Here is a 16,874-nt window from a genome sequence, read left to right as displayed (position 1 = left end):
AAGGTGCAACTACATTCAGGGGAGTTTCTCGGCTGGCCGGCGTGGACACTGCGCCACGGCGAACTGGCGTTGCAGGTGGTGCCGGACATCGGCGGGCGGCTGATGGGTATCGAGTGCGCCGGCACGCAATTGTGTTTTATCCACCCACAACTGGCTGGCGAACAGGCCAGTGACGATCCGCAGGTCTGGGAGCGACTGTGTGGCAGTTGGTCGTTTCCCCTCTGGGGCGGCGGCAAGACCTGGGTGGCGCCGGAAACCGCCTGGCCCGAAGGCAATCCCCACCGCGACCTGGACAGTGGCCGCTATACGGTCCTGCAGACCTGGGTGGACGACTCGTCGGCGGGCATCGAACTGCTGAGCCCGGTCTGTCGGCAAAGCGGATTGCGGATACGCCGCAAGATTACCCTCCAGGCGCAGACACAATCCTGGACGGTGCAGCATACGTTGAGCAACACCGGCGATGGGGTGGTGCCCTGCGGGATCTGGGACGTGCTGATGCTGCGCCGCGCCGGCCAGGTCGTGGTCGATCTCGGCGATAGCAGGGACGAACCCTTCCGAGCGATTGCCGGTCAAGGCTCGCTTGAGGACCTGACGCGCCAGGAGCTGATTGCTGTGGATGCCGGCAATGCGCTGGTTCGCTGTGAGCACGGCCAGCAGTTCAAGGTGGGATTGGGCGGGGGTACGGGACTGGCGAGGGTTCGACTGGATTTGCCCGAGGGCCGTTACCAGTACTGGCGGTTCGCGCCGGTGGTGCCCGGGACAGCAGCGCAAGCCTACGCCCATGGGCATCCGACCGAGGTGTTCAATGCACCCGACTTGCCCTACTTCGAGATTGAAAGTCACTCGCCGAAGATCGATCTGCTGCCTGGACGCAGCATCAGCTACACCCTCACCGAGGGCGTGAGCCGCGGTTGAGCCCCGGTCAGCGACCTGCTGATAAAAAGAGACCTGCGCTCAGGCAGGTCTTCTTTTGCACCGGCAGGCGCTCAGGCGCCGTGGCACTTCTTGAACTTCTTGCCATTGCCGCAAGGGCAAGGGTCGTTGCGGCCCACGTCCTTGAGTGCGTTACGCACCGGCTCCTGGTGAGCGTGCCCGCAGTTCGGCCCGTGAACATGGCCATGGTCGTGATCATGGTGCGCGTGATCATGATCGTGATCGCAATCAGGGCCATGGACGTGAGGTTGCTGAGTCATGCTGGAACTACTCCGAAATTAAATCGCCGGGAATTATCTCGCCTTTACGCTCAAGGTGCACGTCATAGCCGATGAATAATCCGGTTTTCAGTTCGCCCTCCAGGCGATAGGGGATCGGCTGGTCGGGTTTTTCCAGGCGCTTGGCCAAGGGCTTCATGTGTTGCCAGAGATTGGTCCGCACCGACACGACGAAAAACGCCCGGCTGTTGGGCTCCACCGTCAGCCATTCGTCGGACTCGCCCTCGGTCAGCAACCACTGGTCGAGGTAGATCCGATAGCGCAGCCCGCGCACGGTCAGGGTGTTGTCGTTGGGGTTGTCGACGCGAAAGTGCAGCTTGAATTTCTGCTGCAGCAACTTGGCCTTGACCAGTTCCACCCGTACCAGGTGCACCTCGGGGTCACGGGGCCCGGCATCGAGCCAGGACGCGCAGCCGGACAACGCCAGCAGCATCGTCAGGCCAAGCATCATTGGGCCAAGGCCACCGAGTATCCGTGAGTGCATAGATTCCTCCACCGAAAACTCAGTCTAGCAAGGTGACAGGGCAAGCGTTGCAAGGTTGTGATGGCAAAACCACCTGGGTGATACTTCCGCTCATTCGCGCAACGGATCCGAGCCCGGCGCACAGGAGTGTGGTCATGAGTCTTTACGAGATTGTCTTCAGCGGCGAATTGGTTCCCGGCGCCCCGGCCGAGCAGGTCAGGAACAACCTGGCGCGGCTGTTCCAGGCCGATGCCCAGCGTATCGAACTGCTGTTCTCCGGGCGCCGCCTGGTCCTGAAGAACAACCTCGACGTGGCCGCCGCCGAGAAGTACCGGGCGACCATCGAACGTGCCGGTGCGGTGGTCTCGGTGGTCGAGATGGCGATGGAAGAGATCGAGATGATCGCCGCTCCCGAGCCCGCCGGGCGTGCCCGGGTGGTGCCGCGAGATGCCTATATGGCCGCCTTCAGCGAGGTCGACGCGCCGGACTATGTGATTGCCGAGATCGGCAGTGATGTGCAGGACCTCAAGCCGGCGCCTGTGGCACCGGCCCTCGACCTGTCGGCGTTCAGCGTGGCCCCGGTGGGCAGTGACATGGGCCAGCTACCGGCGCCGCCTGCCGCGGCGGTGCCCGATACGTCGCATCTGAAGCTCAGATGATCAGGTAGCTCGAACAGCACTTCTTGTATTTCTGCCCGCTGCCGCAGGGGCAGGCGTCATTGCGTCCGGCCTTGAGCGGGACGGTTGGGTCGATGAAATACCAGCGGCCGCTGTTCTGCACGAAGGATGAGCGCTCACGGTGGCTGTGTTCGCCGCCGTGGTCATGCCAGCGCGCGGTAAAGGTCACGAAGGCGTGCTCGGGTTGGCCGCCGAAGACCTCCGAGCTTTCCACCTGCAGGCCCAGCCAAGTGCTTTGCGCGCTCCAGTCGGCGATGGACTGGCGATCCAGCCCGTGCTGCTGGCCGGGCAGGGTGGTCGTCACCAGGTAATCGACCAGGCCCAGCACGTAGGCGCTGTAGCGCGAGCGCATCAGGGCCTCGGCGCAGGGCGCGGGATGGCCCTCATGGTAGTGGCCGCAGCAGGCGTCCAGCAGGTTGCCGCTGCCGCAAGGGCAAATGGATGTACTCATCGGATTACCACCAGTACTTGCCGAAGTTTTCCGGGTTGGCCCAGAACTTGGCGTTGAGCCAGTCCGGCACCTGTTTGTATTCCCGCAGATCGTAGGTGAACAGCGTCAGCACCTGCTGGTCGCGCTGGAAACGCTCGCTGCTTTGCAGGGCCAGGGCAAAGAAGTCGCTGTCCTGCCAGCCACTGGCCGGCATGTCCACCAACACCGCGATACGGCTGGCATTGAGGTTGCGGATGCCGCCCAGCAGTTCCCGGCCGGCACGCTTGGGCAGGTGTTCGAGGCAATCGACCACCAGCGCCAGGTCGAAGCGCCGTGCCGCCAGCTCGGCCGGCAGGGCCCCCGGTTTGGCGAGGGCGACCTGGGTCTGCGGGTGCGCCGCCTGGAACGCCTCGAGTGCCGGAAAGCTGCCTGCGCCCACCAGCAACAGGTTCTGCGGTGCATAGCGGTCCAGGAGTGCCGCCAGGGCTTGCTGGGGCGTGCGGGAAGAAATGCTCTCGGTCATCGAAAATCCTCAATCAGAACTGCAAAGACTAGCCTGCCCGAACGGCCCGGCCTAGAGCGCGGTTCGGGAAATCGCCAACAGGCTGGAGGAGGCCCCCTGCACGGGTGTCGGTCAATGGCTGGACAGCCGCTCTGGACCGGTGAATTTCGCCGAATGGGTGGGCAGGACGACCGTTGGAGAATAATTTTCCGGGGCCACTGGCAAATTGCCTGTGCAAGCCGTTACTGTGCGCCCAAAGAATAATGTACCAAGGGGGGCGTATGAAGGTGCTTTGGGGGTTGGGGAAGGTCCTGACGCTGCTGTTCTGGCTGGTGGTGTTGATCAACCTGGTGAATCCGCTGGTCAGCCCGTTTCGTTTATTGGTGAATCTGGCCGGGAGCCTGCTGTTGCTGACTCATCTGCTTGAGATACTGCTGTTCAACGGCAGCCTGCAAGGCCGTTCGCACCCTTGGCGTGACCGGGCGCAGATCCTGCTGTTCGGTATGTTCCACCTGCAGATCCTGCCATTGCCGGCGCGTGAGGAAGTCAGCCATGCGTAGTCTGTGTCTGTTGGCGGTGCTGTGCAGCCCGCTGGCCTGTGCCGAGGTCGTGACTGTTGAAGCCAATTCCCTGTTGCGCCTGCCGGGCAATACCAGTGTGTTGCAACTGGAACGCCTGGACGTGGCCGACAATGGCACCCTCCTGGTGCCGGCAGGTATCACCCGATTGGACGTGGGCGAACTGCACCTGGGCCGCGAGGCGCGTATCGCCATCGTGCCCAGCGAACAGAGTTTCGAGCTCAGGGCTGCTCGCGCCGACCTCGGCAGCGGTAGCCAGATTACCGCGCGAGGCGCTCCGGGCAGTTACCAGAAGGCACCGCTGCCAGGCCGTAACCTGAACCTGCGGATCGATGCCCTGAGCGGCCCTGTGTTGTCGGTGGATGCCCGTGGCGGTACCGGCATTCCAGGTTATGTCGGGCTCGACGGCGCCAATGGCGAGGAACCGGGTTGCACCTGGGGCCAGGCCGGCCGCGGGGCCGATGGCGACAACGGTGGCGATGGCCGTCCGGGGGCGCCGGGAGCGCAGGTCCGGCTCGAACTGCCGCGGGATTATCCGGCCGAGCAGATCAAGGTCCAGGTCGAGGGTGGTGCCGGTGGCCCGGCAGGCGCGGCGGGGCGTCCGGGCGCGGGCGGCAAGTCCAAGGGCTGCTTTGTCTACAAGACCGATGGTGGCAAGTCCGGGCGTCCGGGCCTGGCGGGACAACCGGGGCCGCAAGGTGCGCCGGGTAGCGTGACCATCCAGCGTCTTTGACGGCTGCCGGTCGATCGTTCCCACGCGGAGCAAAGGAATGCCTCACTGGACGCTCGCGTGGGAACGATCATCAATGATTATCTTCTCCTCAGAAGGTCGGGCGCGCAGCGACTATCGCCACCAGCGCCAGGCCGATCAACAGATTGATCCCCACCAGTCGGCGAATCCGCCCCAGTGCGGCGCCACCTTCGGCCCATTGTTCAGCCTCCACCGCCTTGCGCAGTTCCGGCAGTTGCAATGACTGGATACGAAGAAACAGTGCCAACATCACGATATACAGCCCCATCATCACCTGCACATACCGCGGCGCGGTCTCGAACCCGCTGAAACGCAGCTGGATCAAGCCCACGCCGCTGATCGGCAGGATCACCACCGCGACCCAGACCCAGACAAAAAAGCGCTGAAACACCTGGACCCACAATTTCAGGCGGGCGGGGCCTTCGAGCGCCGCCATGGCGGCCGGGCGCAGGATCATCCAGGCGAAGAACATGCCGCCGACCCAGATCAGGGCGGCCAGCAGATGCAGGGTATAGACGAGTGCAAAAGCGGTCATTCGGGTACTCCGTTCGGCGCGGGATGAATTAGCGGGGTATGATAGCGGCCATTCGAACCACTGAAAATTTATCCAGCGTTTTTCGCGCCCGAAGACTCATGATCAGCACCGAACTCAAAACCACGATCCAGGGCGCCTACTCGCGTTTCCTCGAAGCCAAGAGCCTGAAACCCCGCTACGGTCAGCGCCTGATGATCGCTGAAGTGGCCAAGGTCCTGGGCGATATCGACACCGACGATGAAGGCCGCCGCGACGGCGAGCCGGCCGTGGTCGCCGTTGAAGCCGGCACCGGTACCGGCAAGACCGTGGCCTACAGCCTGGCGGCGATTCCCACCGCCAAGGCCGCCGGCAAGCGCCTGGTGATCGCCACCGCCACCGTCGCCCTGCAGGAGCAGATCGTCTACAAGGACCTGCCCGACCTGATGCGCAACAGCGGGCTGAATTTCAGTTTCGCCCTGGCCAAGGGGCGTGGGCGCTACATGTGCCTGTCCAAGCTCGACATACTATTGCAGGAGGGGCACGCGCAGACCGCCACGGCCCAGTTGTTCGAGGAAGAAGGCTTCAAGATCGAGATCGATGAGGCCAGCCAGAAACTGTTCACCAGCATGATCGAGAAACTGGCCGGCAATAAGTGGGACGGTGATCGCGACAGCTGGCCCAATGCGCTGGAAGATGCCGACTGGGCGCGCCTGACCACCGATCACAGCCAGTGCACCAACCGCCATTGCCCGAACTTCGGCCAGTGCGCCTTCTACAAGGCCCGCGAGGGAATGGGCAAGGTCGATGTGATCGTGACCAACCATGACATGGTCCTGGCCGACCTGGCCCTGGGCGGTGGTGCGGTGTTGCCGGACCCGCGCGATACCTTGTATGTGTTCGACGAAGGCCATCACCTGCCGGACAAGGCTATCGGCCACTTTGCCCATTACACGCGGCTGCGGTCCACAGCCGACTGGCTGGAGCAGACCGCCAAGAACCTGACCAAGCTGCTTGCCCAGCACCCGCTGCCGGGTGACCTGGGCAAGCTGATCGAGCAGGTCCCGGAACTGGCGCGGGAGATCAAGACCCACCAGCAGTTCATGTTCACCGCGTGCGAGCAACTGGCCGACTTCAAGACCGGCGAAGACATGGAAGGTCGCGAGCGGCCGCGCCATCGCTTTGTCGGCGGGTTGATCCCGGATCACCTGCGGGAAATGGGCATCGAGCTGAAGAAGGGCTTTGCCCGCCTCAATGACCTCTTTACCCGCCTGACCGAACTGCTCAAGGAAGGCATGGACGGTGAGGTCAATATCGGCATCACCAGCAACCAGGCCGAGGAGTGGTACCCGCTGTTCGGCAGCCTGCTGTCCCGGGCCCAGGGCAACTGGGAGTTGTGGACCGCGTTCACCGTCGAGGACCCGGAAGACAACCCGCCCATGGCCCGCTGGTTGAGCCTGGCGGAAAGCGGGGCGCTGTTCGATATCGAGGTCAATGCCAGCCCGATCCTGGCGGCGGAAATGCTCCGGCGCAATCTGTGGAACGTGGCCTACGGCGCCTTGGTGACCTCGGCGACCCTGACCGCCCTCGGCACTTTCGACCGTTTCCGCATGCGCGCCGGCTTGCCGAAGAAGGCCGTGACGGCCGTGGTGCCCAGCCCCTTCCACCACGCCGATGCCGGTGTGTTGCGAGTGCCGGACCTCAAGGCCGACCCGCGGGATGCCGTGGCCCACACGGCGGCGATCATCCGTGACCTGCCGGAGCTGGTCGAAGGCTCCAGGGGCACGCTGGTGCTGTTTTCCTCGCGCAAGCAGATGCAGGACGTGTTCGACGGCCTGGATCGCGACTGGCGCAAACAGGTGTTTATCCAGGGCAACCTGTCCAAGCAGGAAACCCTCAACAAACACAAGGCGCGGGTCGACGGTGGTGACTCCAGTGTGCTGTTCGGCCTGGCGAGCTTCGCCGAAGGCGTGGACCTGCCGGGGGCCTATTGCGAGCATGTGGTGATCGCCAAGATCCCGTTCTCGGTGCCGGACGATCCGGTGGAAGCCGCGCTTGCCGAATGGATCGAGGCCCGTGGCGGTAATCCGTTCATGGAAATCTCGGTGCCGGACGCCTCGCTCAAGCTGGTCCAGGCCTGTGGCCGGCTGCTGCGCACGGAGGAGGACCGGGGCATCATCACCTTGCTCGACCGGCGTCTGGTCACCCAGCGCTACGGTAAGGCTATCCTCAATGCCTTGCCGCCATTCCGCCGTGAAATTTCTTAGTGTGATGTAGGTTAAATCGCCTATTTCATTGTCTATGGGTGGCGCGTTACCCGCGTCACGCAGGCCCTTGACCGGCCGTTAGGGAGAAAATGATTCATATGATTCGCCGCACGCTGCCTGCCGTTTTTGCTTTGTTGTTCGCCGCGCCGTTGTTGGCCGCGCCCGCCGGGCAGCAGATGCTGTTCAATTTCGTTCGTCCGGCCGATGTGGTGCAGGTGGTGACCAACGGCACCGACCTGCCGCAATCCAATGCCGAACAGACCGCTGAAGGTGAAGTGCTGCGGCGTGTCACCTTCACCCCGACCGCCCAGCCGAGCCTGCGCCTGACGCCGCAGAGCGGTGCCTGGGACTGGTCGCAGTCGGGGGTGATGAGCCTGCGGATCCAGAGCGCGATGGATTGGGCACTTACGCTCAACGTGACCATCCAGAGCAATGACGGCAAGACCCTCACCAGTCGTGTCGACCTGCCGGCCGGCCCGGCGCAGACCCTGCTGGTACCGTTGCAGGCCTTCTCGCCCCTGAGCCAGGGCATGCGCGCCGGCCCGCCGATGCCGCTGACCGTGGAGGGCCAGCGGGTCCTGCTGGCGAGCAGTGCCGGTGAACTGGATCGCACGCAAGTTGTGTCGGTGACCCTGTCGATGGACAAGCCGAAAGTCGCGCAGAACATCCTCCTGGAGCGTTTTGGCGTGCAGAATGGCGACGATGTGATCAAGGCCGCCTACAGCTCGCTGGTGGACGGCTACGGCCAGTCCAGTCGCGCCCGTTGGCCGGAAAAGATCAGTTCCGACGACCAGCTCAAGGCTGCCTCGACCCGGGAGTCGCAACAGTTGAAGGGCTGGCTGGCCGAGCGCGAGCGCAGTGGCCTGGACAAGTTTGGCGGCTGGACCAAGGGCCCGAGCTTCGAAGCCACGGGCTTCTTCCGTACTGAAAAGCATGATGGCCGCTGGTACCTGGTGACGCCGGAAGGCCACCCGTTCTATTCGCTCGGGGTGAATACCGTGAGCGCCGGCGACCAGCAGACCTATGTCGAAGGCCGCGAATGGATGTTCGGCGACTTGCCCAAGGACGGCGAACCGCTCGCCGGCTATTACGGCAAGGGCGATAACAGTGTCGCCCTGGCTTCCAACGCCGGGCGCGGGTTCAACCATGGCAAATGGTTCGACTTCTATGGTGCCAACCTGCAGCGCACCTATGGCCAGCCCTGTGCACAACCCAAGGAAGGCGAGCCGAAGGTGCCGTGTGCCGGGGGCTTTGACACCAAGCGCTGGCAGGCCCATACCCTTGACCGCTTGCAAGCCTGGGGTTTCAACACCCTCGGCAACTGGAGCGATCCGGCGGTGGGCCTGAACGATCGCGTGCCGTACACCTTGCCGCTGTCGATCGTCGGCGATTACGCCAGCATCAGCACCGGTAGCGACTGGTGGGGCGGCATGCCCGATCCGTTTGATCCGCGCTTTGCCATGGCCACCGAGCGTGCGGTCGCCATCGCCGCCCGCGATCACCGCGACGATCCGTGGCTGGTAGGCTATTTCGCCGACAACGAGCTGGCCTGGGCCGGTCCCGGCGATGACCCGAAATCCCGTTATGCGCTGGCCTACGGCACCTTGCGCATGACCACCGACGTCCCGGCCAAGCGCGCGTTTCTCAAGCAACTGCGCGACAAGTACCGCAATCAGCAGGGCCTGTCGAAAGCCTGGGGCGTGGATATCCCGACCTGGGAGCAGATGGAGGACCCGGGTTTCGAAGCGCCATTGCCGAATCCGCAGCACCCGGAAATCGAGGCTGACCTCAAGTACTTCCAGAAAGTCTTCGCCGACACCTACTTCAAGACCATTTCCGACTCGTTGAAATGGCATGCGCCGAATCACCTGCTGCTGGGTGGCCGGTTTGCCGTCAGCACACCTGAGGCGGTGGCGTCCTGTGCGCAGTATTGCGATGTGCTGAGCTTCAACTTCTACACCCAGCAGCCCCAGGACGGTTACGACTTCAGCCAGCTGGACGCGCTGGACAAGCCGGTGCTGATCACCGAGTTCAACTTCGGTTCGCGCGACCGTGGCCCGTTCTGGGGTGGCGTGACCGAGTTGTCGAAGGAAGAAGACCGTGGCCCGGCCTACGCCAACTTCCTCAAGCAGGCGGTCAGTGAACCGTCGGTCGTCGGCGTGCACTGGTTCCAGTACCTCGACCAACCCGTTACCGGTCGTCTGCTGGACGGTGAAAACGGCCATTTCGGCCTGGTCGGCATCACCGACGTGCCGTTCCAGGGGTTTGTCGAGAGCGTGCGCAAGAGCAACCTGCAGGCCCTCGAATTGCTGGCCAAGGCCGCCGAGAAAGCCAAGGTCGATGCCCAGCAAAAAGCAGCGAAGGGTATCGATCACGACGGTGATGGCGGCAAGGGCCGCTCGGGCAGCGCCGGTGGGACGGGCGCGGGCCATGCCGGCGGGCACTCAGGCAACGGCCACTGATCGAATTCACTGCATCTGGATAGCCTTGCCGGAGCTTTTTCCTACAGGGCGAAGGTGCGAATCGTCCGACCTGTGTCTGTTCCCAAACCGGGCAATCGCTGGAACAATGCATCCCACTTTGTCAGGCGTTAGCCCCGGGGGAATTCAAGGGTGCAGATTCAGGGTCATTACGAGCTTCAATTCGAGGCGGTGCGCGAGGCGTTCGCGGCTCTCTTCGACGATCCCCAGGAGCGCGGTGCAGCGCTGTGCATCCAGGTCGGCGGGGAAACCGTGGTCGATCTCTGGGCCGGCACCGCCGACAAGGACGGCGCCGAGGCCTGGCACAGCGATACCATCGCCAACCTGTTCTCCTGCACCAAGACTTTTACCGCCGTCGCCGCGCTGCAACTGGTGGCTGAGGGCAAGTTGCAACTGGACGTTCCGGTGGCGCGCTACTGGCCCGAGTTCGCTGCTGCCGGCAAGGAAAACATCACCTTGCGCCAACTGCTCTGCCATCAGGCCGGGTTGCCGGCATTGCGCGAGTTGCTGGCTCCCGAAGCGCTCTATGACTGGCAGGTGATGGTCGACGCCCTGGCCGCCGAAGCGCCCTGGTGGACGCCCGGCGACGGTCACGGCTACGCCGCGATCACCTACGGTTGGCTGGTGGGCGAGTTGTTGCGTCGGGCCGATGGTCGTGGGCCGGGTGAATCCATCGCCGCGCGGATTGCCCGGCCGCTGGGACTGGACTTCCATGTCGGCCTGGCGGACGAGGAGTTCCATCGGGTAGCGCACATTGCCCGTGGCAAGGGCAATGTCGGTGACGCCGCGGCCCAGCGCCTGCTGCAGGTGACCATGCGCGAGCCCACGGCGATGACCACCCGTGCATTCACCAACCCGCCGTCTATCATGACCAGTACCAACAAGCCGGAATGGCGGCGCATGCAACAGCCGGCGGCCAATGGCCATGGCAACGCACGCAGCCTCGCGGGTTTCTACAGCGGCCTGCTGGACGGTAGCCTGCTGGAAGGTGAAATGCTCGACGAGTTGACCCGGGAGCACAGCCTGGGCATGGACAAGACCCTGCTGACCCAGACCCGTTTCGGCCTGGGTTGCATGCTTGATCAGCCGGACGTCGCCAATGCCACGTTCGGCCTCGGTTCCAGGGCTTTCGGGCATCCGGGGGCAGGGGGCTCGATCGGCTTTGCTGATCCAGAGCATGATGTCGCTTTCGGTTTCGTGACAAATACTCTTGGGCCCTACGTTCTCATGGACCCACGGGCGCAGAAGCTTGTACGGATTCTTGCCGGCTGTCTGTAGAATGCCGGCAGCAGGTCGCAGGCCGGAACCCTGTGGCTTTTTTGCTTTCAAAGCACCTGTTTATGCGGCCTTCTGGCCCTTGTACCTCTATCTCATTTTGTGGATTTCCAATGTCATCGAATAAGTCCCTCGCCCTGGCCATTTGCCTGACCGTTACCGGTTGCGCACAAACTCCACAGAATGCAGATGGCGGCCACTGGTGGTCGTTCGGTTCGTCCGACAAGGTCGCCGGGAAGGACGCGGCGCAGGCCTCCACGGCTCCTGCGGCTGCTCCGGCACCGACGGCCAAGGCCGCCGCGCCGGCTGCGGCACCTGTTGTGGCAGCGGCTCCAGCCCCGGCGGCTGAAGCGAGCAGCGGCAGCAGCTGGTGGCCGTTCGGTTCTTCCGACAAGAAGGACGCGACAAAGGATTCGGCCGCAGCCGCCAAGCCCCAGGACAAGCCCGTCCCCCTGGCGACCGCGGTAGCGGCGGCGACCAACCCTGCTCCCCAGGCTGATCCGGCGACCCACTGGTGGTGGCCGTTCGGCAGTTCGGACAAGGCCAAGGAAACTACCCAGGCGCCGGTCAAGGCCGTGCCGATGCCCGATCCGAAAATCACCCAGGCCTGGCTCGACGACTATGAGCCGCGCCTGCGCACGGCGATCCAGGATTCCTCGCTGAAGCTGGAACGTCGCGAAAATGTCCTGGTGATCATTGCCCCGGTGGATGGCTCCTACAACCCGAAACGCCCGGAAATGCTGCTGCCAGTGACCCTCGGGCCGTTCTCGCGCATTGCCAAGACCGTTGAAGGCGATCCGAAAACCGCGGTACTGGTCCTCGGCCACGGCGACAACAGCACCGGCGCCGATGCTGCCCAGGCCCTGAGCCAGCAGCGCGCCCAGTCGGTGGCGGCGATTTTCCGCCTCAGCGGCCTGCAGCGCGATCGCCTGATCCTGCGTGGCATGGGCTCGGTGATGCCACGTGCGGCGAATGACAGCAACGAGGGCCGCGCCCTGAACCGTCGCGTGGAAATCCTCCTGACCCCGCAGAACACCATGGTGGCATTGCTCAGCAAGTACAGCATTCCGCCTTCGGCGTTGGCTCCAGCGACCCTGGTGGCGGCACAGGACGTCAAGCCTGCAGTGGCTCCGGCACCGGTTGCGAAGAAAGCGGCGGCAACCTCCAAGGCCAAGGCCCCGGCCAAGAAAGCGGCGGCCAAGGCCCCGGCGAAGAAAGCCCCGGTCAAAAAAGCTGCACCCGCCAAGCCGGCGGTTGCGAAGAAAGATCCGGCGGCTGATAGCGCGGCCAAGAACTGATTCGCGATTATTGATTCGGGATTAGAAGGGAAAACGCCATGACCCAGTCCCTGGCCGATATGCGCCGCGACTACACCCGCGACGGCCTCACCGAGGCCCAGGCCCCGGCCGAGCCGTTCGCGCTGTTCCACCAGTGGTTTGCCGATGCGGTGAAGACCGAGCAGCCACCGGTGGAAGCCAACGCCATGACGCTGGCGACCGTCGATGCAGACGGTCGTCCCCATTGCCGCATCCTGTTGTTGAAGGGCCTGGATGAGCAGGGCTTTACCTTCTTCACCAACTACGAAAGCGACAAGGGCCGGCAACTGGCGGTACGGCCGTTCGCCGCCATGACCTTCTTCTGGCCGAGCCTGGAACGCCAGGTACGGATCGAGGGGCGGGTGGTCAAGGTCTCGCCGCAGGAGTCGGATGCCTATTTCCAGGTCCGCCCGATGGGCAGCCGCCTGGGTGCATGGGCGTCACCGCAGAGTCGGGTGATCGCCGACCGGGCCGAACTGGAGGAGCTGCTCAGGGTCACTCAGGCCCGGTTCAGCGATACCCAGCCGGATTGCCCGGAGCATTGGGGTGGCTATCGCCTGCTGCCGGAGCGCATCGAGTTCTGGCAAGGTCGCGCCAGCCGCCTGCATGATCGCCTCGACTATCGTTTCGTCAACGACGGCTGGAGTCGTTCGCGACTCGCACCCTGATCGGGGCATTCTGCAGCGGCGGCCTCCAGCCAACGCTGCAGATCCCGGCGTTTCACCTTCTGTTTTCTGGCGTCGTCGAGACGCTGCAGCATGAACTTTTGCCGTGCTTCGCTGTCTCCCGCTAGCGACAATGCGAGGTCGCGGTCCATCCAGCGTCTGATTCTCACGTACAGCCAGCCGTGGAAATACAAGCCGGCGGCGGTCGTGATGACAATGATGAAGTAATCCATGACAGTCCTTGTGGCAGGCGGGGCGGGCGAGTTGAAAGCACGCTACCCTGTTCTCAGTCTTGTTGTGCGCCGGCTGTACCGGTGCTGAATGAAAACCATTTTATCCGCCGGCTGCCGTGACAGAGATCAAGCCGCGGAGTTTAATTGAGTCATGTCCTTTTGGAGTTGCCCTTATGCGTAAGTCTGTTTTGTTGATTGCTTCCTTCTCCACCATGGCCATGCTGCTCGGTGGCTGCACCAACAGCCTGACCGGCGACACCTATTCCCGCGATGAAGCCCGTCGTGTGCAGACCATCCGCCTGGGCACCATCGAGTCCCTGCGTCCGGTACAGATCGAAGGCAGCAACTCGCCGATCGGTGCCGGTGCCGGTGCTATCGTGGGTGGTGTCGGCGGCAGCGCCATCGGCGGCGGCCGTGGCAGTATCGTCACCGCGGTGATCGGTGCGGTAGCCGGCGGCGTGCTCGGTAACATGGCCGAGAAAGGCCTGACCAAGACCCAGGGCGTGGAAATCACCGTGCGTGAAGACGACGGCAGCCTGCGTGCCTATGTACAGGAAGTGGCGCCGAACGAAATCTTCCGGGTTGGCGAGCGCGTACGTATTTCCACCGTGGGTGGTACCAGCCGTGTTTCCCACTGATCCGACGATCAGCCTGTAAAGAAAAACCCCGGCCAGGGAACTGGCCGGGGTTTTTCTTTATGGGGTTACTGCCGGGCCTTTCGATCGTTCCCACGCTCTGCGTGGGAATGCCGCCTGGGAGGCTCCGCGTCCGCTTCATGCGATCACTGAGTCTTGCGACTGGCCATTGCCGTCACCGCGTAACCGATCAACGCAGCCAGGATCGAACCGGTGAGGATGCCCATGCGGTCCATGCCGACGTACTCGCTGCTCCCTGGCACAAAGGCCAGGGAGCCGACGAACAGGCTCATGGTGAAGCCGATGCCGCAGAGGATCGCCACGCCGAGTACCTGGCCCCAGTTGGCCCCGTGGGGCAATGCGGCCATGCCGGCCTTGACCGCCAGCCAGGTCAGGCCGAATACCCCGACGGTCTTGCCGATCAGCAGGCCGGCGGCGATGCCCAGCGGGACATGATGGGTGAAGCTCTCGAGGTTGACCCCCGTCAGCGACACACCGGCATTGGCAAAGGCGAACAGCGGCAGGATGCCGAAGGCTACCCAGGGATGCAGCGCATGTTCCAGGCTGAGCAGTGGCGATGTCTCGGAGTTCTTCGTGCGCAAGGGGATGCAGAAGGCCAGGGTGACGCCGGCCAGCGTCGCGTGCACGCCACTCTTGAGTACACAGATCCAGAGGATCAGGCCGATGATCATGTAGGGCCCGAGCTTGACCACGCCGAGGCGATTCATCGCGATCAGGGCCACCAGGCAGGCGCCGGCCAGCAGCAGCGACAGGGTCGACAGTTCGCTGGAGTAGAACACCGCGATGACGATGATCGCGCCGAGGTCGTCGATGATCGCCAGGGTCATCAGGAACAGCTTCAGCGATACGGGCACGCGTTTGCCCAGCAGGGCCAGTACGCCGAGGGCGAAGGCGATATCGGTGGCCATGGGGATCGCCCAGCCACCCAGCGCTGCCGGGTTGTCCTTGTTCAGGAACCAGTAGATCAGCGCCGGCACCACCATGCCGCCGATCGCCGCGGCTCCCGGCAGGACGATCTGCGAAGGCTTGGACAGATGGCCTTCGAGCACCTCGCGCTTGACCTCCAGGCCGATCAGCAGGAAGAACATGGCCATCAGGCCGTCGTTGATCCACAGCAGCAGCGGCTTGGCGATTTTCAAGGCGCCGACCTGGGCCACCACCGGTACGTCCAGCAGGCCGTTGTACAAGTACGACAGCGGTGAGTTGTTGATGATCAGGGCCAGGGCTGCAGCGGCAATCAATAACAGACCGCTGGCAGCTTCCAACTGAAAGAAACGTGTGAAAGTGCTACGCAGAGGCAAGGTCGCTCTCCATTGATAAAGTCAAAAGGTGGGACACCCTAACCCGTACTGTTAGTTGTTAAAACAAAAGTTATATTCTTTTTTGTTATAAGCGGAAAATAGAGATGCCAATGGAAAGGAGCCTAGCAGTTGTGTGTCCAAATGCGTCTTCACTGTATCTGTGCGGACTGTAGGAAACTTCCTATAGTTGGTGTTGAGTCCTGGCGGAGCTGTCCGCCTTTTTCCTTCAGCGGTTTGGCCCAGAGCCAGTGGCGCAGCAGTTCGTCAGCGCCTTCGAGCGTGCCCGTTCCAACGAGTAACCGATCATGAGCGACAATCGACAGTGGGCCCGGGAAGCGATCCGGATCATCGAGGCCGACTTCCAGCGCAGTGCCGACACCCACCTGATTCCCTTGCCGCTGCCGGGCCTGCCGGGCATCGAGCTGTATTTCAAGGATGAATCCAGCCACCCCACCGGCAGCCTCAAGCATCGCCTGGCGCGCTCGCTGTTCCTCTATGCCCTGTGTAATGGCTGGTTGAAACCGGGGGCGCCGGTGATCGAGGCATCCAGCGGTTCGACGGCGATTTCCGAGGCCTACTTTGCGCGTTTGCTGGGCCTGCCGTTCATTGCCGTGATGCCAGCGACCACGTCCCAGGAAAAGATCGCGCAGATCGCCTTCTACGGCGGCCAGAGCCATCTGGTGCAGGATCCGACGCAGATCTATGCCGAGTCCGAGCGCCTGGCACGGGAAAGCGGCGGGCACTTCATGGACCAGTTCACCTACGCCGAACGGGCCACCGACTGGCGGGCGAACAACAATATCGCCGAGTCGATTTTCCAGCAGTTGCGGTTCGAGCGGCACCCGGAGCCGAGCTGGCTGATTTCCAGCCCCGGCACCGGCGGCACCACCGCAACCCTGGGGCGTTATGTGCGCTACCGCCAGCATTGCACGCGGGTGCTGTGCGCCGATGCCGAGCGTTCGGTGTTCTTCGAGTATTACCAGACGGGCGACGCCGGCCTGCGCCTGGAGTGCGGTTCACGTATCGAAGGAATCGGCCGGCCGCGGGTCGAGGCATCGTTCCTGCCCAAGGTCATCGATGCCATGGTCAAGGTGCCGGATGCCTTGTCCCTGGCGGCCATGCATTACCTGGCACGCCGCCTGGGCCGGCGGGTCGGCGGGTCCAGCGGGACCAACCTGATCGGCGCGCTGGTGGCGGCACGGCAGATGGTCGAGGCGGGGGAGAGCGGCTCGATCGTGGCGATCCTCTGTGATGGTGGCGAACGTTATGCCACCACCTATTACGACGAAGCCTGGCTGAAGGCCCAGGGCTATCGCCTGGACGTGCTGATCGAGCGCGTCGCCGCCAGTGTCGAGCGCGGCGAGGCGTTGCCCGAGGATGTGCTGCGGGCCGGGATCTGATCGGGAACTGAGGGCCTGACCTGATGGCCCCTTCGCGGGCAAGCCCGCTCCCACAAGTGTTCGAGGCCCTGCCAATGTGGGAGTGGGCATGCCCACAAGTGTCCGAGACCCCTGCCCCTGTGGGAGTAGGCATGCCCACAAGTGCTCGAGACGCCGCC

At 63.5% G+C, this 16,874-nt stretch carries 18 protein-coding genes; 11 read left to right on the top strand and 7 right to left on the bottom strand.

Translation table 11 applies throughout. The features are described 5' to 3' along the window. Positions 1-3: 3 nt before the first annotated feature. On the top strand, positions 4-915 hold the full coding sequence (locus HX851_RS39375; RefSeq protein WP_177057729.1) for a hypothetical protein: 912 nt from the start codon (positions 4-6) through the stop codon (positions 913-915). Between the two features lie 71 nt (positions 916-986). Here HX851_RS39375 and HX851_RS39370 read toward each other — a convergent pair whose 3' ends face one another. Next, on the bottom strand, positions 987-1,193 hold the full coding sequence (locus HX851_RS39370) for an SEC-C metal-binding domain-containing protein (protein ID WP_083875319.1): 207 nt from the start codon (positions 1,191-1,193) through the stop codon (positions 987-989). A 7-nt stretch (positions 1,194-1,200) separates the two neighbouring features. Further along, a complete protein-coding gene (locus tag HX851_RS39365; RefSeq protein ID WP_177057728.1) occupies positions 1,201-1,695 on the bottom strand; it encodes an LEA/WHy family protein in 495 nt (164 codons plus the stop codon). Between the two features lie 134 nt (positions 1,696-1,829). Between HX851_RS39365 and HX851_RS39360 the strand changes: the two genes are divergently transcribed. Continuing rightward, positions 1,830-2,333, top strand: a complete 504-nt coding sequence (locus tag HX851_RS39360) for a hypothetical protein (protein ID WP_177065269.1) — start codon at positions 1,830-1,832, stop codon at positions 2,331-2,333. On the opposite strand, the gene HX851_RS39355 is transcribed toward HX851_RS39360, so the two are convergent. Both HX851_RS39355 and HX851_RS39350 read right to left on the bottom strand, forming a co-directional pair. Continuing rightward, positions 2,326-2,802, bottom strand: a complete 477-nt coding sequence (locus HX851_RS39355; protein ID WP_177065270.1) for a YchJ family protein — start codon at positions 2,800-2,802, stop codon at positions 2,326-2,328. The two genes, HX851_RS39360 and HX851_RS39355, sit on opposite strands and share 8 nt — an antisense overlap. Positions 2,803-2,806: 4 nt before the next feature. Next, positions 2,807-3,304, bottom strand: coding sequence for a DUF6231 family protein (locus HX851_RS39350; protein WP_177065271.1), 498 nt, complete (start codon positions 3,302-3,304; stop codon positions 2,807-2,809). Between the two features lie 260 nt (positions 3,305-3,564). Between HX851_RS39350 and HX851_RS39345 the strand changes: the two genes are divergently transcribed. Both HX851_RS39345 and HX851_RS39340 read left to right on the top strand, forming a co-directional pair. Continuing rightward, positions 3,565-3,843 (top strand): DUF1145 domain-containing protein, encoded by a 279-nt coding sequence (locus HX851_RS39345; protein WP_177057724.1) that lies wholly within the window; start codon positions 3,565-3,567, stop codon positions 3,841-3,843. Then, positions 3,836-4,594 carry a collagen-like protein gene (locus tag HX851_RS39340; RefSeq protein WP_177065272.1) on the top strand — a complete coding sequence of 253 codons (759 nt, stop codon included), beginning with the start codon at positions 3,836-3,838 and terminating at the stop codon, positions 4,592-4,594. The genes HX851_RS39345 and HX851_RS39340 overlap by 8 nt, the downstream gene beginning before the upstream one ends. An 88-nt stretch (positions 4,595-4,682) precedes the next feature. Here HX851_RS39340 and HX851_RS39335 read toward each other — a convergent pair whose 3' ends face one another. Continuing rightward, positions 4,683-5,147 (bottom strand): CopD family protein, encoded by a 465-nt coding sequence (locus HX851_RS39335; protein ID WP_177057722.1) that lies wholly within the window; start codon positions 5,145-5,147, stop codon positions 4,683-4,685. A 98-nt stretch (positions 5,148-5,245) separates the two neighbouring features. Here HX851_RS39335 and dinG point away from each other — a divergent pair, with 98 nt between their 5' ends. The 5 genes from dinG (at position 5,246) to pdxH (ending at position 13,129) form a co-directional block, all read left to right on the top strand. Then, positions 5,246-7,390: an ATP-dependent DNA helicase DinG gene (gene dinG / locus HX851_RS39330; RefSeq protein ID WP_177065273.1), complete on the top strand. Its 2,145-nt coding sequence runs from the start codon at positions 5,246-5,248 to the stop codon at positions 7,388-7,390. A gap of 98 nt (positions 7,391-7,488) precedes the next feature. Next, on the top strand, positions 7,489-9,852 hold the full coding sequence (locus HX851_RS39325) for a beta-galactosidase (protein WP_177065339.1): 2,364 nt from the start codon (positions 7,489-7,491) through the stop codon (positions 9,850-9,852). 150 nt (positions 9,853-10,002) lie between these two features. After that, positions 10,003-11,148 (top strand): serine hydrolase domain-containing protein, encoded by a 1,146-nt coding sequence (locus HX851_RS39320; protein WP_177057720.1) that lies wholly within the window; start codon positions 10,003-10,005, stop codon positions 11,146-11,148. Between the two features lie 110 nt (positions 11,149-11,258). After that, complete coding sequence (locus HX851_RS39315; protein WP_177065274.1) at positions 11,259-12,443, top strand: OmpA family protein; 1,185 nt, start codon at positions 11,259-11,261, stop codon at positions 12,441-12,443. A gap of 38 nt (positions 12,444-12,481) precedes the next feature. Then, positions 12,482-13,129, top strand: coding sequence for a pyridoxamine 5'-phosphate oxidase (gene pdxH, locus HX851_RS39310; RefSeq protein WP_177065275.1), 648 nt, complete (start codon positions 12,482-12,484; stop codon positions 13,127-13,129). Here the strand turns inward: pdxH and HX851_RS39305 are convergent. Next, entirely contained in the window at positions 13,081-13,359 is a 279-nt protein-coding gene (locus tag HX851_RS39305) for a hypothetical protein (protein ID WP_177057717.1), read from the bottom strand. The two genes, pdxH and HX851_RS39305, sit on opposite strands and share 49 nt — an antisense overlap. 173 nt (positions 13,360-13,532) lie before the next feature. On the opposite strand from HX851_RS39305, the gene HX851_RS39300 reads away from it, so the two are divergent. Next, positions 13,533-13,997, top strand: a complete 465-nt coding sequence (locus HX851_RS39300; protein ID WP_177057716.1) for an outer membrane lipoprotein — start codon at positions 13,533-13,535, stop codon at positions 13,995-13,997. 143 nt (positions 13,998-14,140) lie between these two features. Here the strand turns inward: HX851_RS39300 and nhaA are convergent, their stop codons facing one another. Then, positions 14,141-15,316, bottom strand: coding sequence for a Na+/H+ antiporter NhaA (gene nhaA, locus HX851_RS39295; protein ID WP_177065276.1), 1,176 nt, complete (start codon positions 15,314-15,316; stop codon positions 14,141-14,143). A gap of 302 nt (positions 15,317-15,618) precedes the next feature. Between nhaA and HX851_RS39290 the strand changes: the two genes are divergently transcribed. Next, positions 15,619-16,716, top strand: coding sequence for a PLP-dependent cysteine synthase family protein (locus HX851_RS39290; protein WP_177057876.1), 1,098 nt, complete (start codon positions 15,619-15,621; stop codon positions 16,714-16,716). The last annotated feature ends 158 nt before the right edge of the window (positions 16,717-16,874 follow it).

Source organism: Pseudomonas gingeri (assembly GCF_013385635.1).
Lineage (GTDB): Bacteria > Pseudomonadota > Gammaproteobacteria > Pseudomonadales > Pseudomonadaceae > Aquipseudomonas > Aquipseudomonas gingeri_A.
Note: the sequence above shows the minus strand (reverse complement) of the source record. Positions and strands in the feature narration are given on the sequence as shown.